This is a genomic window from Acidocella sp. (assembly GCF_027352905.1).
Classification (GTDB): domain Bacteria; phylum Pseudomonadota; class Alphaproteobacteria; order Acetobacterales; family Acetobacteraceae; genus Acidocella.
Genome location: NZ_DAIEIF010000051.1, coordinates 1 through 24,462 on the forward strand (window position 1 = coordinate 1; position 24,462 = coordinate 24,462).

29 protein-coding genes are annotated in these 24,462 nt (G+C 67.2%); 25 read left to right on the top strand and 4 right to left on the bottom strand.

The features are described from left to right. The 6 genes from infB to M7H45_RS09560 form a co-directional block, all read left to right on the top strand. A partial coding sequence (gene infB, locus M7H45_RS09535) for a translation initiation factor IF-2 (protein ID WP_298216408.1) occupies nt 1-2,082 on the top strand: 2,082 nt, incomplete at its 5' end. Continuing rightward, nucleotides 2,057-2,461: a 30S ribosome-binding factor RbfA gene (rbfA, locus tag M7H45_RS09540; protein ID WP_408832782.1), complete on the top strand. Its 405-nt coding sequence runs from the start codon at nt 2,057-2,059 to the stop codon at nt 2,459-2,461. The genes infB and rbfA, both read left to right, overlap by 26 nt. Further along, complete coding sequence (locus tag M7H45_RS09545; protein WP_298216412.1) at nt 2,442-3,461, top strand: L-threonylcarbamoyladenylate synthase; 1,020 nt, start codon at nt 2,442-2,444, stop codon at nt 3,459-3,461. The genes rbfA and M7H45_RS09545 overlap by 20 nt, the downstream gene beginning before the upstream one ends. A gap of 145 nt (nt 3,462-3,606) precedes the next feature. Continuing rightward, nucleotides 3,607-4,482: a UTP--glucose-1-phosphate uridylyltransferase GalU gene (galU, locus tag M7H45_RS09550; RefSeq protein WP_298216414.1), complete on the top strand. Its 876-nt coding sequence runs from the start codon at nt 3,607-3,609 to the stop codon at nt 4,480-4,482. A 23-nt stretch (nt 4,483-4,505) separates the two neighbouring features. Next, nucleotides 4,506-5,909 (top strand): phosphoglucomutase/phosphomannomutase PgmG, encoded by a 1,404-nt coding sequence (gene pgmG / locus M7H45_RS09555; RefSeq protein ID WP_298216416.1) that lies wholly within the window; start codon nt 4,506-4,508, stop codon nt 5,907-5,909. 72 nt (nt 5,910-5,981) lie between these two features. Beyond that, nucleotides 5,982-6,419: a host attachment protein gene (locus M7H45_RS09560; RefSeq protein WP_298216418.1), complete on the top strand. Its 438-nt coding sequence runs from the start codon at nt 5,982-5,984 to the stop codon at nt 6,417-6,419. A gap of 21 nt (nt 6,420-6,440) precedes the next feature. Here the strand turns inward: M7H45_RS09560 and M7H45_RS09565 are convergent, their stop codons facing one another. Continuing rightward, complete coding sequence (locus M7H45_RS09565) at nt 6,441-7,037, bottom strand: COQ9 family protein (RefSeq protein ID WP_298216420.1); 597 nt, start codon at nt 7,035-7,037, stop codon at nt 6,441-6,443. After that, complete coding sequence (locus tag M7H45_RS09570; protein ID WP_298216422.1) at nt 7,034-7,567, bottom strand: peptide deformylase; 534 nt, start codon at nt 7,565-7,567, stop codon at nt 7,034-7,036. Before M7H45_RS09570 ends, M7H45_RS09565 begins: the two co-directional genes overlap by 4 nt. A gap of 142 nt (nt 7,568-7,709) precedes the next feature. On the opposite strand from M7H45_RS09570, the gene rpsU reads away from it, so the two are divergent. Next, complete coding sequence (gene rpsU / locus M7H45_RS09575; RefSeq protein ID WP_007421557.1) at nt 7,710-7,913, top strand: 30S ribosomal protein S21; 204 nt, start codon at nt 7,710-7,712, stop codon at nt 7,911-7,913. Nucleotides 7,914-7,992: 79 nt separating this feature from the next. On the opposite strand, the gene M7H45_RS09580 is transcribed toward rpsU, so the two are convergent. Continuing rightward, complete coding sequence (locus M7H45_RS09580; RefSeq protein WP_298216424.1) at nt 7,993-8,241, bottom strand: sulfurtransferase TusA family protein; 249 nt, start codon at nt 8,239-8,241, stop codon at nt 7,993-7,995. Between the two features lie 55 nt (nt 8,242-8,296). Between M7H45_RS09580 and M7H45_RS09585 the strand changes: the two genes are divergently transcribed. The 13 genes from M7H45_RS09585 to M7H45_RS09645 all read left to right on the top strand — a co-directional run bounded on the left by M7H45_RS09585 (nt 8,297) and on the right by M7H45_RS09645 (nt 19,196). After that, nucleotides 8,297-8,707, top strand: a complete 411-nt coding sequence (locus tag M7H45_RS09585; protein ID WP_298216425.1) for a Fur family transcriptional regulator — start codon at nt 8,297-8,299, stop codon at nt 8,705-8,707. Then, nucleotides 8,704-9,540: a GNAT family N-acetyltransferase gene (locus M7H45_RS09590; RefSeq protein WP_298216426.1), complete on the top strand. Its 837-nt coding sequence runs from the start codon at nt 8,704-8,706 to the stop codon at nt 9,538-9,540. Before M7H45_RS09585 ends, M7H45_RS09590 begins: the two co-directional genes overlap by 4 nt. 49 nt (nt 9,541-9,589) lie before the next feature. After that, on the top strand, nt 9,590-10,096 hold the full coding sequence (locus M7H45_RS09595) for an SspB family protein (protein WP_298216428.1): 507 nt from the start codon (nt 9,590-9,592) through the stop codon (nt 10,094-10,096). A 10-nt stretch (nt 10,097-10,106) separates the two neighbouring features. Further along, on the top strand, nt 10,107-11,753 hold the full coding sequence (locus tag M7H45_RS09600; RefSeq protein ID WP_298216430.1) for a fumarate hydratase: 1,647 nt from the start codon (nt 10,107-10,109) through the stop codon (nt 11,751-11,753). Between the two features lie 12 nt (nt 11,754-11,765). Further along, nucleotides 11,766-12,161 carry a VOC family protein gene (locus tag M7H45_RS09605; RefSeq protein ID WP_298216431.1) on the top strand — a complete coding sequence of 132 codons (396 nt, stop codon included), beginning with the start codon at nt 11,766-11,768 and terminating at the stop codon, nt 12,159-12,161. Beyond that, on the top strand, nt 12,161-13,192 hold the full coding sequence (gene queA, locus M7H45_RS09610; protein WP_298216433.1) for a tRNA preQ1(34) S-adenosylmethionine ribosyltransferase-isomerase QueA: 1,032 nt from the start codon (nt 12,161-12,163) through the stop codon (nt 13,190-13,192). Before M7H45_RS09605 ends, queA begins: the two co-directional genes overlap by 1 nt. Further along, entirely contained in the window at nt 13,189-14,319 is a 1,131-nt protein-coding gene (locus M7H45_RS09615) for a mannosyltransferase family protein (protein ID WP_298216435.1), read from the top strand. The genes queA and M7H45_RS09615 overlap by 4 nt, the downstream gene beginning before the upstream one ends. Beyond that, nucleotides 14,300-14,893 carry a hypothetical protein gene (locus tag M7H45_RS09620; protein WP_298216437.1) on the top strand — a complete coding sequence of 198 codons (594 nt, stop codon included), beginning with the start codon at nt 14,300-14,302 and terminating at the stop codon, nt 14,891-14,893. Before M7H45_RS09615 ends, M7H45_RS09620 begins: the two co-directional genes overlap by 20 nt. Then, nucleotides 14,890-16,017 carry a tRNA guanosine(34) transglycosylase Tgt gene (gene tgt, locus M7H45_RS09625; RefSeq protein ID WP_298216439.1) on the top strand — a complete coding sequence of 376 codons (1,128 nt, stop codon included), beginning with the start codon at nt 14,890-14,892 and terminating at the stop codon, nt 16,015-16,017. Before M7H45_RS09620 ends, tgt begins: the two co-directional genes overlap by 4 nt. Then, nucleotides 16,014-16,481: a preQ(1) synthase gene (gene queF / locus M7H45_RS09630; protein WP_298216441.1), complete on the top strand. Its 468-nt coding sequence runs from the start codon at nt 16,014-16,016 to the stop codon at nt 16,479-16,481. The genes tgt and queF overlap by 4 nt, the downstream gene beginning before the upstream one ends. After that, complete coding sequence (gene queG / locus M7H45_RS09635; RefSeq protein ID WP_408832783.1) at nt 16,432-17,523, top strand: tRNA epoxyqueuosine(34) reductase QueG; 1,092 nt, start codon at nt 16,432-16,434, stop codon at nt 17,521-17,523. The genes queF and queG overlap by 50 nt, the downstream gene beginning before the upstream one ends. 180 nt (nt 17,524-17,703) lie before the next feature. Continuing rightward, nucleotides 17,704-18,552 carry a class I SAM-dependent methyltransferase gene (locus tag M7H45_RS09640; RefSeq protein ID WP_298216446.1) on the top strand — a complete coding sequence of 283 codons (849 nt, stop codon included), beginning with the start codon at nt 17,704-17,706 and terminating at the stop codon, nt 18,550-18,552. Between the two features lie 86 nt (nt 18,553-18,638). Beyond that, nucleotides 18,639-19,196, top strand: a complete 558-nt coding sequence (locus M7H45_RS09645) for an HdeD family acid-resistance protein (RefSeq protein ID WP_298216448.1) — start codon at nt 18,639-18,641, stop codon at nt 19,194-19,196. Here M7H45_RS09645 and M7H45_RS09650 read toward each other — a convergent pair. After that, entirely contained in the window at nt 19,183-20,022 is an 840-nt protein-coding gene (locus M7H45_RS09650; RefSeq protein WP_298216450.1) for a glycosyltransferase family 2 protein, read from the bottom strand. The genes M7H45_RS09645 and M7H45_RS09650 overlap by 14 nt on opposite strands. 121 nt (nt 20,023-20,143) lie before the next feature. On the opposite strand from M7H45_RS09650, the gene ettA reads away from it, so the two are divergent. The 5 genes from ettA to M7H45_RS09675 all read left to right on the top strand — a co-directional run bounded on the left by ettA (nt 20,144) and on the right by M7H45_RS09675 (nt 24,441). Then, nucleotides 20,144-21,823, top strand: coding sequence for an energy-dependent translational throttle protein EttA (gene ettA, locus M7H45_RS09655; protein ID WP_298216451.1), 1,680 nt, complete (start codon nt 20,144-20,146; stop codon nt 21,821-21,823). Between the two features lie 24 nt (nt 21,824-21,847). Further along, nucleotides 21,848-22,372 carry a GNAT family N-acetyltransferase gene (locus M7H45_RS09660; protein ID WP_298216452.1) on the top strand — a complete coding sequence of 175 codons (525 nt, stop codon included), beginning with the start codon at nt 21,848-21,850 and terminating at the stop codon, nt 22,370-22,372. A gap of 64 nt (nt 22,373-22,436) precedes the next feature. Beyond that, nucleotides 22,437-22,688, top strand: coding sequence for a hypothetical protein (locus M7H45_RS09665; protein WP_298216453.1), 252 nt, complete (start codon nt 22,437-22,439; stop codon nt 22,686-22,688). Nucleotides 22,689-22,747: 59 nt separating this feature from the next. Then, on the top strand, nt 22,748-23,950 hold the full coding sequence (locus tag M7H45_RS09670; RefSeq protein WP_298216631.1) for a pyridoxal phosphate-dependent aminotransferase: 1,203 nt from the start codon (nt 22,748-22,750) through the stop codon (nt 23,948-23,950). A gap of 59 nt (nt 23,951-24,009) precedes the next feature. Further along, nucleotides 24,010-24,441 (top strand): organic hydroperoxide resistance protein, encoded by a 432-nt coding sequence (locus M7H45_RS09675; RefSeq protein ID WP_298216457.1) that lies wholly within the window; start codon nt 24,010-24,012, stop codon nt 24,439-24,441. Nucleotides 24,442-24,462 lie beyond the last annotated feature (21 nt).

Here is a 24,462-nt window from a genome sequence, read left to right on the forward strand (position 1 = left end):
GAGGCCGCCCCGGTGACGGCCCGCGTGGGGCAGGCCCCGCCCGGCACCCTGCAACTCAAGCCCGGCGGACGCCCGGCCAAGACGGATGAGGATGAGGACGCGCCGCGCGGCCCCCGCCGCCCCGCCATGCCCGCGCCCAAACGGGCCGCGCCGGTGCCCCCGCCCAAGAAGCTGGGCGATGGCCGCCGGAGCGGGCGCATCGACGTGCAGGCGGCGCTGGAGGGCGAGGATGAGAAAACCCGCTCGCTCGCCTCCGTCCGCCGCCAGCGCGAGCGTGAGCGCCGCCAGGCCGAGCTGGAAAAGCTGCGCAGCGACGGGGTGAAGGTGGTGCGCGAGGTCGTGCTGCCCGAGACCATCACCGTGCAGGAGCTCGCCAACCGCATGGCGGCGCCCGGCCGCGACGTGGTGCGCGCGCTGATGAAAATGGGAGTGATGGCCACCATCACCCAGACCATCGACGCCGATACGGCGGAGCTGATCGTCAATGAATTCGGCCATAAGGCGCGCCGCGTGTCGGATTCGGATGTCGAGCTCGGGCTCGAGGGCCAGGTGGATAACGAAGCCGATCTGCGGCCCCGCCCGCCCGTCGTTACCATCATGGGCCATGTGGATCACGGCAAGACCAGCCTGCTGGACGCCCTGCGCCACACGGATGTGGCGGCGGCCGAGGCGGGTGGCATCACCCAGCATATCGGCGCGTATCAGGTGACCCTGCCGTCTGGCGAGGCCATCACCTTCCTCGACACGCCGGGCCATGAGGCCTTCACCGCCATGCGCGCGCGCGGCGCCGCCGTCACGGATATCGTGGTGCTGGTCGTCGCCGCCGATGACGGGGTGATGCCCCAGACGATCGAGGCGATCAAACATGCCCGCGCCGCCAGGGTGCCCATCATCGTCGCGATCAATAAAATCGACCGGCCGGGCGCCGACCCCAACCGCGTCCGCAACGAGCTGCTCCAGCACGAGATCGTGGTGGAGAGCCTGGGCGGCGAGACGATGGAGGTGGAGGTTTCCGCCTTGAAGAAGATCGGCCTCGACAAGCTGGAGGAGGCGATTCTCCTCCAGGCCGAGGTGCTGGAGCTCAAGGCCAATCCCAACCGCCCGGCGGAAGGGGCGATCATCGAATCGCGGCTGGACCGTGGCCGTGGCCCGGTGGCGACGGTGCTGGTGCAAAGAGGCACGCTGCACCAGGGCGATATCGTGGTGGCGGGGGCCCAATGGGGCCGCGTGCGCGCCATGCTGAACGACAAGGGCCAGAACGTGAAGGAGGCGCCGCCCTCCCTGCCCGTGGAAATTCTCGGCCTCTCCGGCGCGCCGGTGGCGGGCGAGCCCTTCGTCGTCGTCGAGAACGAGCAGCGCGCCCGCGAGATCACCGAATACCGCCAGGCGAAGCTGCGCGAACGCCAGGTGGCGGCGCAGACCGCCCTGCGCGGCACGATGGAGGAAATGCTGGCGCGCATCCAGGCCGGGGCGCAGAAAGAGGTCGCCGTGGTGGTCAAGGCGGATGTGCAGGGCTCGGCCGAGGCCATTGGCGTGGTGCTGGGCAAGCTCGGCAATGAGGAGGTGCGCGTGCGCATCATCTATTCCGGCGTCGGCCAGATCACCGAGAGCGACGTGCAGCTCGCCAAGGCCTCCGAGGCGCTCATCATCGGCTTCAACGTCCGCGCCAATGCCCAGGCGCGCGAGCTCGCCCATCGCGAGGGGGTGGATATCCGCTATTTCTCGATCATCTACGAGGTGGCGGACGATATCGAGAAGCTGGTCAAGGGCAAGCTGGCGCCGGTGGAGCGCGAGAAATTCCTGGGCTACGCGGAGATCCGCCAGGTGTTCAACATCACCAAGGTCGGCAAGGTCGCGGGTTGCTACGTCACCGAGGGCGTGGTCAAGCGCGGCTGCGGGGTGCGCCTGCTGCGCGACAATGTGGTGATTCATCAGGGCGAGCTCTCGCAGCTCAAGCGCTTCAAGGACGATGTGAAGGAGGTGGCGCGCGGCTATGAGTGCGGCCTGTCCTTCGCGGGGTTCCAGGATCTGCGCGTGGGCGATGTGGTGGAATGCTATGAAACCGAAACCGTGCCGGCCTGAGCGCGGCCCCAGCCAGCGTCAGCTCCGGGTGGGCGAGGAGATCCGGCATTTGCTGGCGGAGGTGTTCGCGCGGGTCGAGTTTCACGACCCGGCGCTGGCGCGCGAGCATTTCACCGTCTCCGAGGTGCGGATGTCCCCTGATCTCAAACACGCCGTCATCTTCACCACCGCGCTAGGCCGCAAGGATATCCGCCCGCTGCTGCCCGCGCTGCGGCGGGCCGCGCCCTTCCTGCGGGGGCAGATCGCCCCGCGCCTCGGCTTGCGGGTGATGCCGGAGCTGAAATTCATGGCGGATGAGGCGCTGGACGAGGCGATGAGGATCAACGAGCTTCTCCACAGCCCGGCGGTGGCGCGGGATCTTGGACCAGAGCGGGAGTGACGCGCCGCGCGTGACCCGGCGGCTGGCAAGCGCGGATGAGGCGGCGGCGCTCCTGCGCGCGGGCGGTCTCGTCGCCTTCGGCACCGAGACGGTCTATGGGCTGGGCGCGGACGCCACCAATCCCCGCGCCGTCGCCGGCATTTACACGGCCAAGGGCCGGCCCCGCTTCAACCCGCTGATCTGCCATTACCCCACCGCCGCGGCTGCGTTCCGCCATGTGCGGGCGAGCCCGCTGGCGCTGCGTCTGGCGGAGGCGTTCTGGCCGGGGCCGCTCACCCTGGTGCTGCCGCGCCGGGCGGATTGCCCGGTGGCGCTCCTGGCGGGGGCGGGGTTGCCCAGCCTGGCGGTGCGGGTGCCCGCGCATGATCTGGCGCGGGAGATGCTGAGCCTGGCGGGCCGGCCTGTCGCCGCGCCCTCCGCCAACCGCTCGGGCCGCGTCTCGCCCACCCGCGCCGCGCATGTGCTGGCGGATCTGGGCGGGCGGATCGACGCGGTCCTGGAGTCCGGCCCCTGCGGGATGGGGCTGGAATCGACCGTGCTCGATCTCACCGGCGCCCTGCCCGTCCTGCTGCGGCCCGGCTTTATCACCCGCGCGGCCCTGGAGGCGATCGCCGGGCCGCTGGGCGAAGCGGCGGCGCCGGGCGCGGCTCCGGCGAGTCCGGGCATGCTGGCCTCCCATTACGCGCCGCGCCTGCCCCTGCGGCTGAACGCGGCCCGGCCGCGCCTGGACGAGGCGTTTCTCGCCTTCGGCCCCGCCAAGGGTGGCGGGCTTATCTTCCAGCTTTCCGCCGCGCGGGATCTGACCGAGGCCGCGGCGCGGCTCTTCGAGGGGCTGCATTGGCTGGACGCGGAAGGGGCGCGGCTGGGCCTGGCGGGCATCGCCGCCGCGCCGGTGCCCGCCGGGGGGCTGGGCGAGGCCATCAACGACCGGCTGGCGCGCGCCGCCGCGCCGCGCGAACCGCCCCCCTTGGCAAATCCCCCGTCCCGCCATATCGAGTAGGGGCTGGGCGGGAGGCGCCGGGCGGAGCGGACATGGCCGGAATATCATTCGCCGCCGGTTACATTGCTCTCATTTATGTCGTATTTTCGGCCTCATTCTTTCCCGCCCCGTCCGGGGCGGACATACCGCTAACAGGAGGAAAGTCTTGGTCAAACCCTTGCGCAAGGCCGTGCTGCCTGTCGCCGGCCTCGGTACGCGCTTTCTGCCCGCCACCAAGGCCATGCCGAAGGAGATGCTGCCCGTGGTCGACAAACCGCTGATCCAGTATGCCGTGGACGAGGCGCGAGCCGCGGGCATCGATCAGTTCTGCATGGTCACCGGCCGGGGCAAGACGGCGCTCATCGACCATTTCGACATCGCCTTCGAGCTGGAGGCGACGCTGGCCGAGCGCAACAAGCGTGAGGCGCTGGCGCTGCTGCGCGAGGAGGCGATGCCCCCCGGCGCCATCACCACCGTGCGCCAGCAGGTGCCGCTCGGCCTCGGCCACGCCATCTGGTGCGCGCGCACCTTCATCGGCGAGGACCCGTTCGCCATCCTGCTGCCCGACGATCTGGTGTTGAGCGAGACGCCCTGCACGGCCCAGCTTGCCCAGGTCTATAACGAGACGGGGGGCAATGTCGTCGCCATCTCCGAGGTGCCGCGCGAGCACACCAACCGCTACGGCATTCTCAGAACCGGGAAGATCGAGGGCGATCGCGTGGAGGTGACCGGGCTGGTCGAGAAGCCGAAGCCCGAGGAAGCGCCCTCCAACCTTTCCATCATCGGCCGTTACGTGCTGCTGCCGGATGTCATCACCTATCTCTCCCGCATGGAGCCAGGGGCCGGCAATGAGGTGCAGCTCACCGACGCCATGGCCAAGATGATCGGCAACACGCCCTTCCATGGCCTGAAATTCGAGGGGCGGCGCTTCGATTGCGGCGACAAGGTCGGCTTTCTGGAGGCGCAGATCGCCTTCTCCCTCGCCCGCCCCGATCTCGGTCCCGCCGTGCGCGGCTTCCTGCAGAAATACGTAAACGCATAATCCGGTTCGCCTGGAGACCCTGTATGAGTTTTATCCATGAATTTCCCGCCAGCTCCCTGCGGGAATACGATATTCGCGGCATTGTCGGGGAATCGCTGGGCGAGGCGGACGCCTTCGCCGTGGGGCGTATCTTCGGCTCCATCGTCGCCGATGCGGGCGGCAAGACCGTGGTGGCGGGGCGCGATGGCCGCCTCTCCTCCCCCGCCCTCGCGGCGGCGCTGATCAAGGGGCTGGCCGCCTCGGGCCTGGAGGTCGTCGATATCGGCCAAGGGCCGACCCCTATGCTCTATTTCGCTTCCTTTACCCTGCCCGCCGATGGCGCGGTGATGGTCACCGGCAGCCACAACCCGCCGAATTACAACGGCTTCAAGATTATGCTGAAGAACAAGCCCTTCTTCGGCAAGGATATTCAGACCCTGGGCGCGCGCGCCGCCCAGGGCAAGGTCGTGCCCGAGGCCAAGGGCGGCGTGACGCAGAAAGATGTGTCCGACGCCTATGTGGCACGGCTGCTCAAGGATTGGGACGGCACGCGCGAGCTGAAGATCGTCTGGGACAACGGCAATGGCGCGGCGGGGGATGTGCTGGCCAAGCTGCTGGCCAAGCTGCCCGGCCGCCACATCCTGCTCAACGGCAAGGTGGACGGCAATTTCCCCGCCCATCACCCCGACCCGACCGTGCCCAAGAATCTCGAACAGCTCGTCGCGGCGGTGAAGAAGGAGAGCGCGGATGTGGGGGTGGCCTTCGATGGCGACGCCGACCGCATCGGCCTCGTGGACAATGAGGGCCATATCCTGTTCGGGGATCAATTCCTGATCCTGATGGCGCGGGACGTGCTGAAAGCGCATCCCGGCGCGACGATCATCGCCGATGTGAAGGCGAGCCAAGTTCTCTTCGACGAGATCAAGAAAGCGGGGGGCGTGCCGCTGATGTGGAAAACCGGCCACTCGCTGATCAAATCCAAGATGGCGGAAACCGGCGCGCCGCTGGCCGGAGAGATGTCCGGCCATATTTTCTATAATGATAAATGGTACGGCTTCGATGACGCCCTCTACGCCGCCGTGCGGGTGCTGGGGGTGATCTCGCGCATGGAGGGCACGCTGGCCGATTTCCGGTCCGGGTTGCCGCGCGTCGTCAATACACCGGAACTCCGCTTCGAATGTCCGGAGGAGCGCAAATTCGCCGTGGTTCAGGAGGTCGCGGCCCGGCTGAAGGCGAGCGGCGCGCAAGTCTCCGACACGGACGGCGTGCGGGTGACCACCGAGGATGGCTGGTGGCTGCTGCGCGCCTCCAACACCCAGGCTGTGCTGGTGGCGCGGGCCGAGGCCGGCTCCGAGGACGGGCTGGTGCGGCTGAAATCCGCGCTGGCCGCCCAGCTTGCAGCCTCTGGCCTGGCGCCCAATTTCTCAGAACCGTCAGCCGGCCATTGAGCCGGTTGACGCAGGTCAACGCCAAGTTGGCCTCCGACTCATAAATTCAATTTATGAATAACGGAGCGTTGCATGAGACGGCATAAAGACATTCTGGTGGTTCTGCTCGATGGGGAGCATGCGCGTTTCGTCCGGCCTGATGAGGAGGGCAATGTGCTGCATACCGAGCGCCGCTTTGGCCCGGACCAGTTACGGCGCCATTCGGACGAGGTGCAGACCGACCGGCCGATCGACCCGCATCACGACCATCCGCATGAGCGGGCCAAGGCCCGCTTCGCCGCCTTTATCGGGGCGGAGATCAATGCCTTGGGCGCCGAGGGGTTCGAGGGGCTGGTGATCGCCGCGCCCGCCCATATCCTGAATTATGTGCAGGAAGAGTTGCGGGCGGATATAAGGGCCAAATTGCTCGGCACCGTCGCCAAGGATCTCACCAAGACCCCGGATGACGAGCTCTGGCCGCACCTGAAAGACTACGTGCCGCCGCCCACCCCGGACCGTTTCATCAAATAACCGCGGCCCAGCTCCCGCTCTTCAGGCCGGGCGGAGCGGGGAGCATCCGACCAGACGCGCCCGCAGCTTGCCGATGCGCCCCACCCCGGCCAGCCGCCGGTCAAGAAACGCCATGGTCTTTTCCGCCTCGGGCGAGGCGTCGCTCAGCCAATAAAACAAGGTGGCGGAAAGGATCGCGCCCAATATGGCGCGCTTGCTGTACCAGGACATATCGGCGCTCTGGTCGCCAGCGGCGTGCCACACCGCATCCGCCATCCGGGCGATGATGCGGGCCAGGCGCGGCGCGTTGCCGGGCAGCACCAGCCAGGCGAGGGCGCGGCGCGCCGCCTCCTTCTCCCCCGCCATCAGGGCAAAACGGGCCGCCGCCGCGGCCCGGACCCGCGCGGTCAGTCCCGCCCCTTCCATTCCGCCGCGCTGGCGGGCGATCATCCGCTCGTCGCCGAGATGGAAATAGGCCTCGATCATCTCGCCCCGCCCGCCAGGAAAGAGGAGCCGCGCCTCATCCGGGTTGCGCCCCAGGCCGGCCAGCGCCGCGCGCAGGGCTTTCTCCGTCCAGCCATCGAAGGCGGCGTTCTGGGCGAGCGCGTCGATCAGCGCCGCCTGCTTCTCGTCGATCATGCCGGAATCTCCCGCGGGTAACGCTCGATCTCCTCATTATAGCCGAACAGCCGCAAATCCTCCACCCGCATGGGGTAGAGAACGCCGTCGAGATGGTCGGTCTCGTGCTGGACGACGCGGGCGGCGAAACCGGAGAGGATCTCCTCGAAAGGCTCGCCCGCCTCGTCCAGCCCGGCGAGCCAGACCTGCCGCCAGCGCGGCACGGCGGCGCGCAGGCCCGGAATGGAGAGGCAGCCCTCCCAATCCGTCTCCCGCCCCGCCGCCTCGACCGGGGTGAGGATGGGGTTGATGACGGCGCGGGGCGGGATTTCCGCCCCGGCTCGCGCCCGGCTGGCGGGGACATGAAAGACGAATAGCCGCAGCGGCACATGCACCTGCGGCGCGGCGAGCCCGACGCCGCCCGCATCCGCCATCGTCTCGGCCAGGGCGCAGATCAGCCCCTGGATATCGGGCGCGGCGGCGTCTTCCACCGGCGCGGCGCGGGCAAGCAGCACCGGATGCCCGAGGCGGGCGATTTTGAGGATCGGCATATTTGCATGATAGCCCTGGAGGAAACGGCTTGGCGAGAGCGGAGCGCAATGCTATATGAGCGCCGAAGGTCGCGGGGCAGCCCTGAATATGGCTGCGGTCCGCTTTTAGTTTTGGCATTTTTTTCAAGGAGTTGACGGCCCGGTGCAAGTTCTCGTCCGTGACAATAACGTCGATCAGGCGCTGAAGGCGCTCAAGAAGAAACTTCAGCGTGAAGGCGTATTCCGCGAGATGAAGCTCCGCCGCCATTATGAAAAGCCCTCCGAGCGCCGCGCCCGCGAGGCCGCCGAGGCGGTGCGCCGCGCCCGCAAGATGGAGCGCAAGCGGATCGAGCGCGAGGGTTTCTAAGCCCTCCGCCCTTCAGGGCGCATCTCCGGCATGTTGACCAAACCGCGGAGCCCTCAGGGTTGCCGCGGTTTTTATTGGCTCATCCTTTTTTGAGCACCAGCACATGCGCGCCATCGGACTGGGGCAGCAGGTCGAGCGGCTCATGTCCCTGATCCGCCGCGGCGCGCGGCACGTTGCGCAAGGGCTCCTCCCCGCGCAGCCTCACCAGGAGGATCTGGCCCGGCCGCAGCGCATCCAGCGCCAGGCGCGTGCGGACATAGGTCATCGGGCAGGTCTCGGCGGTGATGTCGATGGCTTTGTCGTGAGCGGGGAGATTGGCCGGGTTCATGCGCCTTCTCGTTAATACTGGACCGGGGCCGCGAGTTGGGCCACAAGGCAGGGAAATGGATATAAGCATCGAGCGCCTGTGCATAGAGAACGGGCTGAAGATGACAGGTCCGCGCCGGGTGATCGCGCGGGTGTTGTCCGAGGCGACCGATCACCCGGATGTGGAGGAGCTGCACCGGCGGGCGAACCGTATCGACAGCCGCATCTCGCTCGCCACCGTTTACCGCACCGTGCGCCTGCTGGAAACCAAGGGCATCCTCTCCCGCCGCGATCTGGGCAGCCGCCGCGCCCGCTATGAGCCGAGCGGCGAGGCTAATCATTTCCATATGGTGGACCGGGATTCCGGCGCGGTCATCGAGTTCGAGGCGCCGGAGATCGAGGCGGCGCTGCGCGAAATCGGCCGCCGGCACGGGCTGGAGGTGGGCGTCATCAAGATCGAGTTATTCGGCCGGCGGGCGGGGCCATGAACCAGCAGAGCGTGCCGGAATTGCCGCGCTTCGCCCTCGGCAACGCCGCGCCCGGCTTCGCGGAAGTGAGGGCTGGCAATCTCGGCGTGCGGCTGGCGGCGGCGGATGATGAGCTGACCGCCGCCCAGGCGCTGCGCTACCGCGTCTTTTACGAGGAGATGGGCGCGAAGCCCGACGCCGCCACCCTGGCCAGCCGGCTGGACCGTGACGAGTTCGACGCCATCGCCGACCATCTCCTGGTGGTGGATCACGATCTCGGCGAGGGCGCGGCGGGGGTGGTTGGCACCTACCGGCTCATCCGCCAGGAGGCGGCGGAGGCTTTTGGCCGCTATTATTCCGAGAGCGAATACGACATCACGGCCTTGAAGCGCTTTGCCGGCCGCAAGCTGGAGTTGGGCCGCAGCTGCACCGCCGCCGCCTACCGCAACCGCATGGTGATGCAGCTGCTCTGGCGCGGCATAGCCGCCTATGTGTTCCATCACGGCATCGACCTCATGTTCGGCTGTGCCTCGCTCACCGGCACCGACCCGGACGCGCTCGCCGCCGAGTTGACCTATCTTGCCCTCAACCACACCGCGCCGGAGCAGATCCGCCCGCGGGCGCTGCCTGGGCGCTATGTGGAGATGCGCCGCCTGCCGGCGGAGGCGATGGACCCCAAAGGGGCATTGATACGGCTGCCGCCGCTGATAAAAGGCTATTTGCGGCTCGGCGGCTTTGTCGGCGATGGCGCGGTGATCGACAGCCAGTTCAACACGACCGATATCGCCATCGTCGTGCAGACCGATCTGGTAACCGAGAAATATTACCGCCACTATGAACGCGAGGCCCGGTGAGGCGCAGCCGAACCCCTGCCAGCCCGCGAGCGGAAGGAAGACTGGAACGATGGCCGAAGACGACCTGAACACGCCCGAATCGCTGCTGCCCTATGACGAATGGACCCAGGACGCGCTGCGCCAGGTGGTGGCGAGCGCGCTTCGCCATGTCGCCGCCCATGGGCTGCCGGGCGGGCACCATTTCTACATCACCTTCAAAACCGGCTATCCCGGCGTGGTCATCCCCGACCGGCTGCGGACGCAATATCCGGAGGAGATGACCATCGTCCTCCAGCACCAGTTCCACTCGCTGATGGTGGATGAGGCGGGCGAGGCGATGTCCGTGGGGCTGAGCTTCTCCGGCATTCCCGCGACGCTGACCATTCCCATCGCCGCCATCACCAGCTTCGCCGATCCGGAGGTGCGCTTCGGCCTGCAATTCGCCGTCGAGACGCCGGAGCCGATCAAAGCATCCGATATTCCCGAGCCGCAGGGCGACGACGTGCCGGCGCGCCCCACCGACGGCCCCGCCGATGTGGTGAGCCTCGAAGCTTTCCGCCGCCGCCAGAAAGACTGAGGTCCGACCGATGAACGCACCCTTGCAGCGCAGCCCCGGCTTCACCTACTCCCCCATGTTTCCGCTGGAGCGCGACGACACCCAGTACCGGCGGCTCGATATTGGCGGCGTCTCCACCATCGAGGTGGAGGGCAAATCCGTGCTCAAGATCAGCGCCGACGCGCTGGCGGAGCTGGCCTTCGCCGCGTTTCACGACGTCTCGCATCTGCTGCGGCCCTCGCATCTGCAACAGCTCGCCAATATTCTGAAGGACCCCGAGGCGAGTGAGAATGACCGCTACGTGGCCCTGGAGTTCTTGAAAAACGCGGCCATCGCCGCGCGGGGCGTGTTGCCGATGTGCCAGGATACCGGCACCGCCCTGGTCTTCGGCAAAAAAGGCCAGCGCGTCTGGGTGGAGGGCGATGAGGAGGAGGCGTTCTCCTGGGGGGTCTATCGCACCTATACCGAGACCAATCTGCGCTACTCCCAGATGACCCCGCTCTCCATGTTCGAGGAGAAGAACACCGGCAACAACCTGCCGGTGCAATTCGACATCATGGCCGCGCCGGGCGAGCACCACGCGGATGAGTTCCATCTGCAATTCATCGCCAAGGGCGGCGGCTCCGCCAACAAGACCTTCCTGTTCCAGGAAACCAGGGCGACGCTGACCCCGGAGAAGATCTATTCCTTTCTGGAAGCCAAGATCAAAACCCTCGGCACCTCGGCCTGCCCGCCTTACCATCTCGCCATCGTCATCGGCGGCACCTCGGCGGAGCTGAATCTCAAAACCGTCAAGCTCGCCTCCACCCGCTATCTCGACCATCTGCCGACGGCGGGGGATATGAGCGGCCATGCCTTCCGCGATTTGGAAATGGAGCGGAGGGTGCTGGAGATCACCCGCAGGATCGGCATCGGCGCGCAGTTCGGCGGCAAATATTTCTGTCACGATGTCCGCGTCATCCGCCTGCCCCGCCACGGCGCCTCCCTGCCGGTCGGGCTCGGCGTCTCGTGCTCGGCGGATCGTCAGATCAAGGCGAAGATCACCCGCGAGGGCGTGTTCCTCGAACAGCTGGAAACCAACCCGGCGAAATACCTGCCCGAGATCACCGGGGAGCATCTGGGCGGCGAGGTCGTGCCCATCGATCTCAACCGCCCGATGCCCGAGATCCTTGCCGATTTATCCCGATACCCCGTGAAGACCCGCGTGGCGCTGAGCGGCACCATGGTGGTGGCCCGCGATATCGCCCATGCCAAGCTGAAGGAGCGGCTGGACCGGGGCGAGGGACTGCCGGATTACATCAAGAACCACCCGGTCTATTATGCCGGCCCGGCGAAAACGCCGGAGGGCATGCCCACCGGCAGTTTCGGCCCGACCACGGCGGGGCGCATGGATTCCTATGTGGATGAGTTCCAGGCCGCCGGCGGCTCGCTGATCATGCTGGCCAAGGGCAACCGCTCCCAGGCGGTGCGGGAAGCCTGCCACAAGCATGGCGGCTTCTATCTCGGCTCCATTGGCGGCCCGGCGGCGGTGCTGGCCCAGGATAATATCAAGAAGGTCGAGGTGCTGGATTATCCCGAGCTCGGCATGGAGGCGGTCTGGAAGATCGAGGTGAAGGATTTTCCCGCCTTTATCGTGGTGGACGACAAGGGCAATGATTTCTTCGCCGGCCTCGCCTGAGGCGGCGGCGCGATGAAATTCACCGTCGACCGGATCGACCACGTGGTGATGGTCTGCCGCGATCTGCAGGTGACGGCGGGCTGGTACCAGCGCGTGCTCGGCATGGAGCGCGAGGAATATGGCGGCAAAAACCGCACGGCCCTGCGCTTCGGCGCGCAGAAGATCAATCTGCACGAGGCCGGGCATGAGGTTGTCCCCCACGCCCAGGCGGCCCAGCCCGGCACGCTCGATCTCTGCTTCGTGGTCGCGGTGCGGCCCGAGGATGTGGTGGCGCAGCTTCATGCCTGCGGCGTGAGCATCGAGCGGGGGCCGGTCTCGCGCATCGGCGCGCTGGGGGATATCATGTCGGTTTATTGCCGCGACCCGGATGGCAATCTCATCGAGCTGGCGTCGTATCTGGGACCCTGATGCGCCTTTCCGATTTCGGGTATGAATTGCCGCCGGAGCTGATCGCGACCGCGCCCGCCCGCCCGCGCGACGCCGCCCGGCTGTTGCATGTGGCGGGCGATGGCGGGTTGGGGGATCATATCGTGCGCGATCTGCCCGCCTTGCTGCGGCCCGATGACCTGCTGGTGGTGAACGACACCAAGGTGATTCCAGCGCGGTTGACGGCGCGGCGCGGCGCGGCGTCCATAGGCATCACCCTGGACCGCCGCCTGGATGATGGCAATTGGCGGGTGCTGCTGCGCAACGCGCGGCGGGTGCGGCAGGGCGATATCTTGACCATCGGGCCGGATTTCGCCGCCGAGGCGGTGGAGGTTTCCGAGGGCGGCGCGGCGGTTCTGCGCTTCATCGCCGAGGATTTCAGCGCGGCCCTGGCGCGGTCCGGCGCGCTCGCTTTGCCGCCCTATATCGCCCGCCCCGCGGGCGTGACCGAGCAGGACAAGCAGGATTACCAGACCCTCTTCGCCACCCATGAGGGAGCGGTGGCGGCGCCGACGGCGGGGCTGCATTTCACCCCGGCTTTGCTGGCGGCGTTACAGGAGCGGGGGGTAGAGCTGGCGCGGGTGACGCTGCATGTGGGCGCCGGGACGTTTCTTCCGGTGCGGGCGGAGCGGATCGCCGAGCATAAAATGCATGCTGAGCGGGGGGTGGTGACGGCGGAGACCGCCCGGCGGGTCAACGCGGCCAAGGCGGCGGGGCGGCGGGTCGTGCCTGTCGGCACCACCGCGCTGCGTTTGCTGGAGGCGGCCGCGCCCTCCCCCGGCGTGCTCGCCCCATTCGACGGTGAGACGGATATCTTCATCACGCCCGGCTATGAGTTTAGGATCGCCGACGCGCTGTTCACCAATTTCCATCTGCCCCGCTCCACCCTGCTGATGCTGGTCGCCGCCTTCGCGGGAATGGAGCGGATCAAGGCGGCCTATGCCCACGCCATCGCGCGCGGCTACCGTTTCTATTCCTATGGCGATGCCTGCCTGCTGGAACGCGCCGGGTGAGGCCAGGCTGGGGCCTGCTAGGGCTGCTGGCCGCCGGGCTGCTCGGCCTGCGCCTCGCCGCTTATGCGCTGATCGACGGCCGCGCCGCCGCCCTGGCGCATGATCTCTGCCGCTGGGATTGCCTCTGGTATGTCCATACCGCCATGGCGGGGTACGACCGCGCGCCGATCATCAGCACCTTCGATTACAGCATGGCCAATTGGGCGTTTTTGCCTCTGTACCCCCTGTTGATGCGGGGGCTGATCGCGGCGGGGCTGGGCGGGGCCGCCGCCGGGTTCCTGCTCGCCAATCTTTGCCTGCTCGGCTTCATGCTGCTGGGTTATGCCTATCTCGCCCGGTTGCGGGAACGCCCGGACCCGCTGCTGTTCTTCGGTTTTCTCCTGGCCTTTCCCTATGGGTTCTACCTCTCACTGCCCTATACGGAGAGCCTATACGCGCTTCTGGCCACCGGGGCGCTGCTGGCGCTGCGGCGGGGGCGGAACGGGATGGCGGCATGCCTGATCTCTCTGCTCGGCGTCACGCGGGTAACGGGGATCGTGCTGCTCCCGGCCCTGGCCTGGCGGCTCTGTACTCCCGCCTGGCGCCAGTTGCGGCGGGGCCAGGCGAGGCAAGCCGCGCTCACCGCCGCCGACGCGCTGCTGCCCTTGGGCATCGCCGCTCTCGGCCTCAGCCTGTTCATGGCGTATCTCTATTTGCACGTGGGCGACGCGCTCGGCTTTCTCCATATCCAGGCGGGCTGGCAACGCCATTTTCAGGACCCGTTTTATATCCTGGCCAAGGGGTTGATGGCGCTGGGCATGCCCGGCTTTTCCCTGGCGGAACGGCTGCACTCCGCCGGGCTGGCTCTCGCCGCTTGCCTGGGATTGGCGGTGGCGGTGTGGACCGCCCGGCGGGGCCAGGGCATGGAAGCATGGTTCCTGGCGGCGACGGTGCTGCTCGCCGCCTCGTCCAGCCTCGTTTCCCTGCAACGCTATACTTTGGCCAATCCGGTCTTTCTGCTGTCTCTGTTCCGGTTTCTCTCGGAAGGCGGGCGGCGGCGCTATCTGCCCTGGTTCACCCTCGCCTGCATTCCGGCGCAATACTGGTTTTTGCGCCATTGGCTCGCGAATGGCGCGGATCTCGTCTGAAACCTGGAGCTGGGCGCGGCGCGGGCTGGGGCTGGCTCTGCTCGCGGGGGAGGCCGTGATCGTGCTGGGCGGCGCCATGGCGCCGCGGGTGAGCCCCGATTATCGCGCCTTTTTCATCACGCATGAGCGGACATGCTGGCTGCCGCCCGGGGCGGCGGCAACGCGCCAAAGCCTGGCGCGGCGGCCGGGGCTGGATTTCGCCCGGCTCACGCCGGCGGAGGCGTGCTATATGCTGCCGCCCGGCTGGCGCGCCACCGCGCGCGGAGCGGCGATGCTAAAGCCCAACGCCAGCATCCTGCTGCCGGTGCCGCCCGGCGCAACCGGGCTGGCGCTCACCCTGGCGGGGCCGCTCCGGGGCGGCTCCCAGAGGCTCATTCTCACAACGGATCAAGGCGGGCGGGCAACCATCACCCTGCCGGCGGGAGGCGGGGAGGTGAGCGTGAGCCTGCCCGTGGAGAATGGCGGGGCGTTGCGGGTGATCCTCGCCCAGCCCGGGCTGTTTGCTCATGGCCATGCCGTTCTGCGCCGGGCCGTCTGGCAGTTTTCCTCCGGCGCGGCTAAGCGCGTGCCATGACCCCACCGGATTTTTCCTTCTCCCTCACGGGCCAGGATGGCCATGCCCGCGCCGGACTGCTGCGCACCGCCCATGGCGAGGTGCCCACCCCCTGTTTCATGGCCGTGGGCACGGCGGGGACGGTGAAGGCGATGACCGCCGACGCCGTGCGCGCCACCGGCACCCGGGTGGTGCTCGGCAATACCTATCATCTGATGCTGCGGCCGACGGCGGAGCGTGTGGCGCGCCTCGGCGGCCTGCATAAGATGATGGACTGGCCCGGCCCGATCCTCACCGATTCCGGCGGCTTCCAGATCATGTCCCTGGCCAAGCTGCGCAAGCTCGAGGAAAAGGGCGTCACCTTCCGCTCCCATATCGACGGCACGGCCCATGAGCTGACGCCCGAGCGCGCCACCGAGATCCAGCATCTGCTCGACGCCACCATCACCATGCAGCTGGATGAATGCACCAAATTTCCTGCGACCCATCACGAGGCGCTGGAGTCGATGGAGCTTTCCCTGCGCTGGGCGCGGCGCTCGCGCGACGCCTTCGTCAAGCGCCCGGGTTACGGCCAGTTCGGCATCATGCAGGGCAATGTCTTCGAGGATCTGCGCCGCCGCTCCGCCGCCGCGCTGGTGGAGCTGGATTTCGAGGGCTACGCGATCGGCGGCCTCGCGGTGGGAGAAGGCCAGGAGACGATGTTCGAGGTGCTGGATTACTGCACGGATTTCCTGCCCGCGCGGAAGCCGCGCTACCTGATGGGCGTGGGCACGCCGGACGATCTTCTGGGCGCCGTGGCGCGCGGGGTGGATATGTTCGACTGCGTGATGCCCACCCGCGCCGGGCGCACCGCCCGCGCCTTCACCAGCAACGGCATTTTCAACATGCGCAACGCCCGCTTCCAGGACGATGCGCGGCCGCTGGATGAAAGCTGCGCCTGCACCGCTTGCACCCGCCACACGCGGGCTTATCTGCATCATCTCTTCCGGTGCGAGGAAATGCTGGGCCCAATTCTCCTCACCACCCATAATCTCACCTATTATCAGACCGTGATGCAGGGCGCCCGCAAGGCCATCCTGGACCAGAACTATGAGTCCTACTGCGCCGATGTGCGCGGCAATTGGCAAAGAGGGCCAGACGCATGAGCACTGACGACCGTTACGCCGGGCTGCGACAGCTTGGCACCAAAACCGAACAGCCCCGCAGCCCCGAAGAGGCCGTGCTGGAACGCGTGCCCGCCAGAACCGGCGGCAAGCACGCCATGGTGCGCTTCGTCTGCCCGGAATTCACCTCCCTCTGCCCAATGACCGGCCAGCCGGATTTCGGCCATATCGTCATCGACTACATCCCCGACCAATGGCTGGTGGAAAGCAAGAGCCTCAAGCTCTTCCTGCAATCCTTCCGCAACCATGGCGGCTTTCACGAAGCCTGCTTCTTGATGATCGCTGACCGGCTGGTGGACTTGCTCGCCCCGAAATGGCTGCGCCTCGGCGCTTATTGGTACCCGCGCGGCGGCATTCCCATCGATGTGTTCTGGCAGACCGGCAAACCGCCCGAGGATGCCTGGATCCCGGACCAGGGCGTGCCCCCCTACCGTGGCCGGGGCTGATTTAAAACCGCAAATCGCCGACAAGGCGGCGGGCCTCGGCTTCGCCGCCATTGGCTTCACCCGCGCCACGCTGCCGCCCGAACACCTGGCCCGGCTGCGGGATTTCCTGGCCCAGGGCCAGCACGGCAGCATGGGCTGGATGGCCGAGCGCGTGGACCAGCGCGCCCACCCCCAGGCCCTCTGGCCAGAGGCGCTGAGCGTGATCTCGCTCGGCTTCTCCTACGCCCCGGCGCAAGACGCGCTTGCCAATCTTTCAAGGCCCGATGTGGGAAATATCTCGGTCTATGCGCGCAACCGGGATTATCACGACATCATCAAGGGCAAGCTGAAGCACCTCGCCCAGTTCATCGCCGCGCGCGGCGAGGGGGTGAAGGTCTTCGTGGACACGGCCCCGGTGATGGAAAAACCCCTGGCCGAACAAGCCGGGATCGGCTGGCAGGGCAAGCACACCAACCTCGTCTCCCGCCGGCACGGCTCATGGCTGTTTCTCGGCGAGATCTACACCACCCTGGCGCTGGCGGCGGACGCGCCGGGGCGCGACCATTGCGGCAGCTGCACCGCCTGCCAGAGCGCCTGCCCCACCCAGGCCTTCCCCCGCCCCTACACGCTCGATGCCCGGCGCTGCATCTCCTACCTCACCATCGAGCATCAGGGGCCGATCCCGGAGGAATTCCGCCCCGGCATCGGCAACCGCATCTATGGCTGCGATGATTGCCTGGCCGTGTGCCCCTGGAACAAATTCGCCGAGGCGGGGCGGGAGCAGAAACTCGCGGCGCGGGCCGATCTCATCGCCCCGCCTCTGGCCGAACTCGCGCGGCTGGACGAGCCCGCCTTCCGCCAGAGATTTTCCGGCTCGCCGGTCAAGCGCATCGGCCGCAACCGCTTCGTCCGCAATGTCGCCATCGCTCTCGGCAATAGCGGCGACCCGGCCCTGCTCCCCGCCGCCCGCGCTTTGGCCGCGGAGCCCGACCCGGTGGTGGCGGAGGCGGGGGGCTGGGCGGCGGCGCGGCTCGGCGCGCTCAAACCCGAGAGCGCCGCCTGACCTGGCGCACGCCCTCGATGGCGCTGAGCGCGACAACGAGGCGGGAGACGGGCTGCGGCCGGACAGCACCAAGGCAGAATTCCATGAACTGCAACAGCCCCTGACCCGGAAAACCGAGGAATTGCATCATGTTCCCGTCATGCTCCAAATCGGGTTATATCGCGAGCGGAGGGTGGCGGCATGGCCAATGACAAGCAGAAAACCTACTGGACCGAGGTGGCGGGACCGAAATGGCTGCGGCTGAGCGGAGCCATGGAGGCGCGGCTGGAACCGGTGAGCGAACTCGTCATCGAACGCGCCCGCCTCCAACCCGGCGAGCGGGTGCTGGATGTGGGATGCGGCACGGGGTTGACGAGTCTGGCCGCCGCGCGCGCCGTTGGCCTCAACGGCGATGTGCTGGGCGTGGATATCGCCGCGCCGATGATCGAGGCGGCCCGCGCCATGGCCGAGCGGGAGCGGGCGGTGAATTTGCGATTTACCCTGGGCGACGCCCAGACCGAGACCTTTCCGCCGCCGGCGCAGGCGCTGATCTCGCGCTTCGGCGTGATGTTCTTCGAGGACCCGGTGGCCGCCTTCACCAATCTTCGCCGCAACGCCGCGCCGGGCGGGCGCCTGATTTTCGCCGCCTGGGGACCGGTCTCGGCCAACCCGCATTGGCAAAAGCCGCTGGAACTGGCCGAGGCGCTGCTCGGCCCCGGCCAGCCGCGCCGGCCCCATGCGCCCGGTCCGCAGGCTTTCGATGATCCCGATTATGTGCGCGCCATTCTCCGCGATTCCGGCTGGCACGATTATGAGGTGGAGGTGGTGCCGGTTTTCCTGCGCGGCGCCTCGCTGGATGACGAGGCGCGGGTCGCCTGCTTCATGGGGCCGTCCGGGGCCTTGCTGGACGAGAAAAACGCCACGCCCGCGCAGCGGGAGGCGCTCTGCGCCGCCATCCGCGCCGCTTTGCCCGATTATACCCGGATGACGCCGGAAGGGCGGGTGCTGCTGCCGGGGACCATCCACCTGCTCACCGCCCGCAACACCTGAACGCGGCCGCGCGCCGGGGACTTGCCAGCGCCGCCTGGCGCGCCAATTCTCGACTAATCACAACCAACCGACAGGAGCGCTCGACCATGCTGACCGACCCCCTTATCCCCGGCGCCTTCCATGAGCGGCTGCGCAGCATCTCCCCCCGCCTGTTCTGGCTGGGATTGCTGCTGACCCTGCTCGGCATCGCCGCCATCATCTTCCCTGAATTCAGCACTTTGGCCGCCACCCTGCTGACCGGCTGGACCCTGCTGATCGCGGGGGTGCTGATTTTCATCAGCTCCTTCTGGATTCACGGCACCGGGCCGTTCTTCGCCGCCAATCTCTTCGGCCTGCTCTCAGGCGTGGCGGGGGTGTTTCTCCTGTTCAACCCGCTGGCGGGGGCGGTCGCGCTCACCCTCATCGTCGGCATCATGTTCATGTTCCAGGGGGCGTCCGAGCTGGTCTTCGCCTTCGAGACGCGCCCGGCCAATGGCTGGGTCAGCATGCTCGTCTCCGGCATCGCCTCCATCATCCTCGCCATCATCATCGTCTCGGGCTGGCCGGGCATTTCCGCGATCGCGCTCGGCATTCTGCTCGGCGTTAATTTCCTCACCACCGGGATCGCCTATATGATGGTCTCCCGCGCCTTCAAGGCGAGCTAGCGGGGCATCCCGCCGGTTTCTCGAAAAAGAGCGGGTCGATGCCCAGTGCCGCGAAACACTCCATGAGACCGTCCACGCCGACCTGGTATTTGGCCGCCTCCGTCATCACGGCGTGATAAGCGGCCTCCCCCTCGTTGATGTGGAGAAGAAGATGCCAGCCCGGACCGCGAAATGCGGCGAGGGCCCGCGCATCCGTTATATCCACAAAGGGCCGCAGCTTTTCCTGGCTGGCTTTGATCTGCTCGGCCCAGGGCTTGTGGTGGAAATGCATATAGACGAATGGGGTGGCGAGGCTGGCCGCGCCGCGCCCGGAAATGTCGGTATGCGAGCCGTGATCGACCGCGCCGAGATGGCCGGCGGTGAAAAACACTTTCTGATACGGCAACGGCAGAAACCGCCCCGGCAGGCCGAGAATGTTCAGCAGGTTTTCCTTGACCTCCAAAATCTCCGGCCTGCCCTGGAAGATGGCGAGGGCGGCCAGGATCTCCTCGCGCCGGCAGGTATAATCGCCCGCCGCGCGCCGCAGGGCTAGAAACTCGTCGCAATCGAGCGGCAGGAGAAAATCATACCCGCCCCGGCGTTCCATCTCCCGCAGCCGTTCCGTCACGAACTCGCCTTTTCTGGTATAGTCGGCTCCGGCGGGCAGGCGCAGAACGCTGAGCCCCTCCCCCTCGTACCAATCGAGCGTGTTGACCACTCTGGAATCAGCGGAGCCATGGTCGATGACGCAGAGATTTTCCAGCCCGAAGAGGTGGGCGTGGTACAGCAGCCAGGGTTCCAGGGCGTTGACCTCGTTTCTCTGCATCACCACGCACCCGACTCGCATGATCCGCTTCCTCTCGTGGATCTGTCTATCAGCCGCGCGCCGGGGCGGCCAGCCGCCAGGTTGCCCCGCCGGGAGGGCGCCTTTATACCCGGCGCAATTCGCAGAGTTTCTAGGATCGCCAATGGCCGCTTACCAATATATCTATGTCATGAAGGACCTCACCAAAGCCTATCCGGGCGGACGTGAGGTCTTCAAAGGCATCACCCTCTCCTTCCTGCCCGGCGCCAAGATCGGCGTGCTGGGCGTGAACGGCGCGGGCAAATCCACGCTGCTCAAGATCATGGCCGGGATCGAGAAGGAACATGGCGGGGAGGCCTGGGCGGCGGAAGGCGCCAGCGTCGGCTATCTCTCCCAGGAGCCGCAGCTCGAAGCGGATAAGACGGTGGGCGAGAATGTCGCCGAGGCGTTCAAGGACGTGCGCGCCGCCATCCAGCGCTTCAATGAGATTTCCGAAGCGTTCATGGAACCCATGGATGACGACAAGATGAACGAGATGCTGGCCGAGCAGGCCCGGTTGCAGGAGGTGATCGACGCCGCCGACGGGTGGGATCTCGACCGCCAGATCGAGATCGCGCTCGACGCGCTGCGCTGCCCGCCCGCCGACGCGCCGGTGACCAACCTCTCGGGCGGCGAGCGCCGGCGCGTGGCCCTTTGCCGGCTGCTGCTGGAAAAGCCCGACCTGCTGCTGCTCGACGAGCCGACCAACCATCTCGACGCCGAATCCGTATCCTGGCTGGAGCGGACGCTGCGCGATTATGCGGGGACGGTGGTGCTCGTCACCCATGACCGTTACTTCCTCGATAACGTCACCAACTGGATTCTCGAAATCGAGCGCGGGCGGGCCTACCCGTATGAGGGCAATTACTCCGCCTGGCTGGAACAGAAGCAAAAGCGCCTCGCCCAGGAGGAGAAGGAGGAACCCGCCCGCCAGCGCGCCCTGGCCGAGGAGCGGGAATGGATCGCCTCCAGCCCCAAGGCGCGCCAGACCAAGAACCGCGCCCGCATCCAGCGCTATGAGGAAATGCTCGCCAAATCCCAGGAGCAGGCGGGGGGAGTGGCGGAGATCGTCATCCCGCCCGGCCCGCGCCTGGGCGGCACGGTCATCGAGGCCGAGCATCTCTACAAGGGATTCGGCGACCGCGAGTTGATCGCCGATTTGAATTTCAAGCTCCCGCCCGGCGGCATCGTTGGTGTCATCGGGCCGAACGGCGCGGGCAAATCCACCTTGTTCAAGATGATCATCGGCACCGAGAAACCGGATTCGGGCGCGCTGAAAATCGGCGATACCGTCAAGCTCGGCTATGTCGACCAGTCCCGCGACAGCCTGGATGACAACAAGACCGTGTGGGAGGAAATCTCCGGCGGCACGGATGTCATCTATCTCGGCAAGCGGGCCGTGCCCTCGCGCGCCTATGTCGGCGCCTTCAATTTCAAGGGGCCGGACCAGCAAAAGAAGGTAGGCGTGCTTTCCGGCGGCGAGCGCAACCGCGTGCATCTCGCGAAAATGCTGAAAACCGAGGCCAATGTCATCCTGCTCGACGAGCCGACCAACGATCTCGACGTGGACACGCTGCGGGCGCTGGAGGAGGCGCTGATGGAATTCCCGGGCTGCGCGGTGATCATCTCCCATGACCGCTGGTTTCTCGACCGGCTCGCCACCCATATCCTCGCCTTCGAGGGGGAGAGCCATGTGGAATGGTTCGAGGGTAATTTCCAGGCCTATGAGGAGGATAAGCGCCGCCGCCTCGGCCAGGAGGCGAGCGAGCCCCACCGCCTCAAATACCGGCCGCTGACACGTTAGCCCCGTTGCGGGGTTCGCTGGCGCGTGACCGTGTCATCGGCCTGGATTATCGCCACGGCGCGGACGCGGATGACGCCGGTGGGATATTGGGATCTGCCGGATCTGGTGCGGCTGAAGGGCGACCCGCGCGCCTTCGCGCTGATGCTGGGCGGGGTGCGCACACCCGTCCAGACCGCCGAGGATCTCGCCCATGACATCCGGGACTGGGGGCGGCATGGCCATGGCATGTGGGCGGTGCGCGCCCGGCGGGGACAATTTCTTGGCATCACCGCGCTGATGCACCGCCCGGATGGACGGGGCGTGGCCTTGCGCTTCGCCTTTCTCCCCCAAGCCTGGGGGCTTGGCCTGGCCAGCGAAACCGCCTCCGCCGCGCTGACCTACGGGCATGACGCGGCGGGGCTGGAGCGGATCGTCGCCGTCGCGCGGGAGGATAATCTCGGCTCCTTGCAGGTGCTGGGCTCCATCGGCATGTTCCGTGCCGGCGAATTCAACCGGAACGGGAATTTAATGATTGTTTATCAATCCGTTAAAACCGGCAAGGCGGGATGAATTCGGCGTAAGCCAGCCAATTCTCTCTTGCCCGCGGGCCGGGTTTTGGGGCTTAGAATGGCAAGTGACCCGGCAAGAGCATAGTTCGATTTTAAGCTTTCTCGATGGTGTGCTGAACGCGCCCGCCGAGCCGCTGGACGTGGAGGCGGACGCGATCATCCGGGCTTATTTCAAGCGTCATCCCGACATCGCCTATCGCCTCACCCGCTTCGCCATGGGAGCGGCACCAGCGCCGGCGCCGGCGGAGCCGGGACACCGGCGCAGGCTCTGGCTGGCCCCCCTTTTCGAGCGGCGGGTCAAGGGCGCGCTCACCTGACACCCCGCTTGCGGGGAGACGCGCTTGCGGGGTGAGCCGTGAGTGCATACACCCCGCCCATGCAGCATTTCGCCCCCCGTATCGGCCGCACGGCGCTGGCCGCCACCTTCGCCATGGCCGCCCGCGCCCGTGCCTTGCGGGACGAGGGCAAGGATGTGATCTCCCTCTCCCTGGGCGAGCCCGATTTTCCCACTCCCGCCCATGCCGTCGAGGCGGCGCACGCGGCGGCCCTGCGGGGTGAAACCAAATACCCGCCCTTGGCCGGGACCGAGGCCTTGCGGGCCAGGGTGGCGGCGCGGTTCGCCGCCGAGCATGGCGTTGCCACCCGGCCGCAGGACGTGCTCATCACCAATGGCGGCAAGCAAGGCATTTTCAACGTGGTCATGAGCCTGGTGGCGGCGGGCGAGGAGGTGCTGATCCCGGCCCCGGCCTGGGCGGGCTATGAGCAGACGGTGAAATTCGCGGGGGGGGCGCCGGTTTTCCTCCCCTGCCCGGCGGAGGCCGGATTCCTGTTGCAGCCCGAGACGCTGGCCCACGCCATCACGCCGCGCGCCAAGCTGCTGATCCTCAATTATCCCAGCAACCCCTCGGGCGCGGTGATGCCCGCCGCCGGGCTGGAATCGCTGGCGGCGGTGATCCGGCGGCATCCCCAGCTCTGGGTGCTTTCCGATGATATCTATGAGCGGCTGATTTTCGGCGGCGCGGCGCATCATACGCTGCTGGGGGTGGCGCCCGATTTGCGCGAGCGGGTGGTCACGCTCTCCGGCGTCTCCAAAACCTATGCGATGACCGGCTGGCGTCTCGGCTGGTGCGTGGGGCCGGCCCCGCTCATCGCCGCCGCCACCATCGTCCAGGCCACCGCCACCTCCGGCGTGTGCTCCCTCAGCCAGGCGGCGGCGCTGGCGGCGCTCACCGGCCCGCAGGAGTTTCTGGCCGAACGGGTGGCCGCCTATGAGCAGCGGCGCGACGCGGCAATGGCGATCTTGAGCCAATGCCGGGGCCTTGCCTGCCCCCGGCCCGAGGGCGCGTTTTATCTCTTCCCCGCCATCGCGGGTTGCCTCGGCAAGACCACGCCCGGCGGGCGGGAATTGGCCTCGGACGATGATTTCGCCATGGCCTTGCTGGAGGAGGCGCTGGTGGCCGTGGTGCCCGGCTCCGCCTTCGCCATGAGTCCTCATATCCGCATTTCCACCGCCAGCGCCCTGCCCCAGCTGGAGGAAGCCTGCCGCCGCATCGCCCGTTTCTGCGCCAGTTTGTTTTAGCGCCTTGCATCCGCGCCGCGCCGGGCCACATCCCCGATTACCCATGAGGAGGAAGTGAAATGAGCGTCAAACAGGTTCTCTACACCGCCCACGGCCATGCCACCGGGGGGCGCGCCGGCAAGGGGGGAACGGATAACAACCGGCTGAACGTGACGTTGAGCGTGCCCAAGGCCATGGGCGGCGATGACGGGCCGGGGACCAATCCGGAGCAATTATTCGCCGTCGGCTACTCCGCCTGCTTTCTCGGCGCGTTGAAAGTGGTGGCGGGCAAGGCGAAGGTGACGCTGCCGGAGGAGACCAAGGTCGCCGCCGATATCGGCATCGGCCCACGCGAGGATGGCGGCGGGTTCGGCATCACCGCCGCGCTGGCCATCTCCGCCCCCGGGGTGGACAAGGCGGTGCTGGAGGATCTGGTGCAGAAGGCGCATATCGTCTGCCCCTATTCCAACGCCATCCATAAAAGCGTGGATGTGAAGCTGAGCGTGGCCTGAGACTGCGTCCAACCTTCGCGC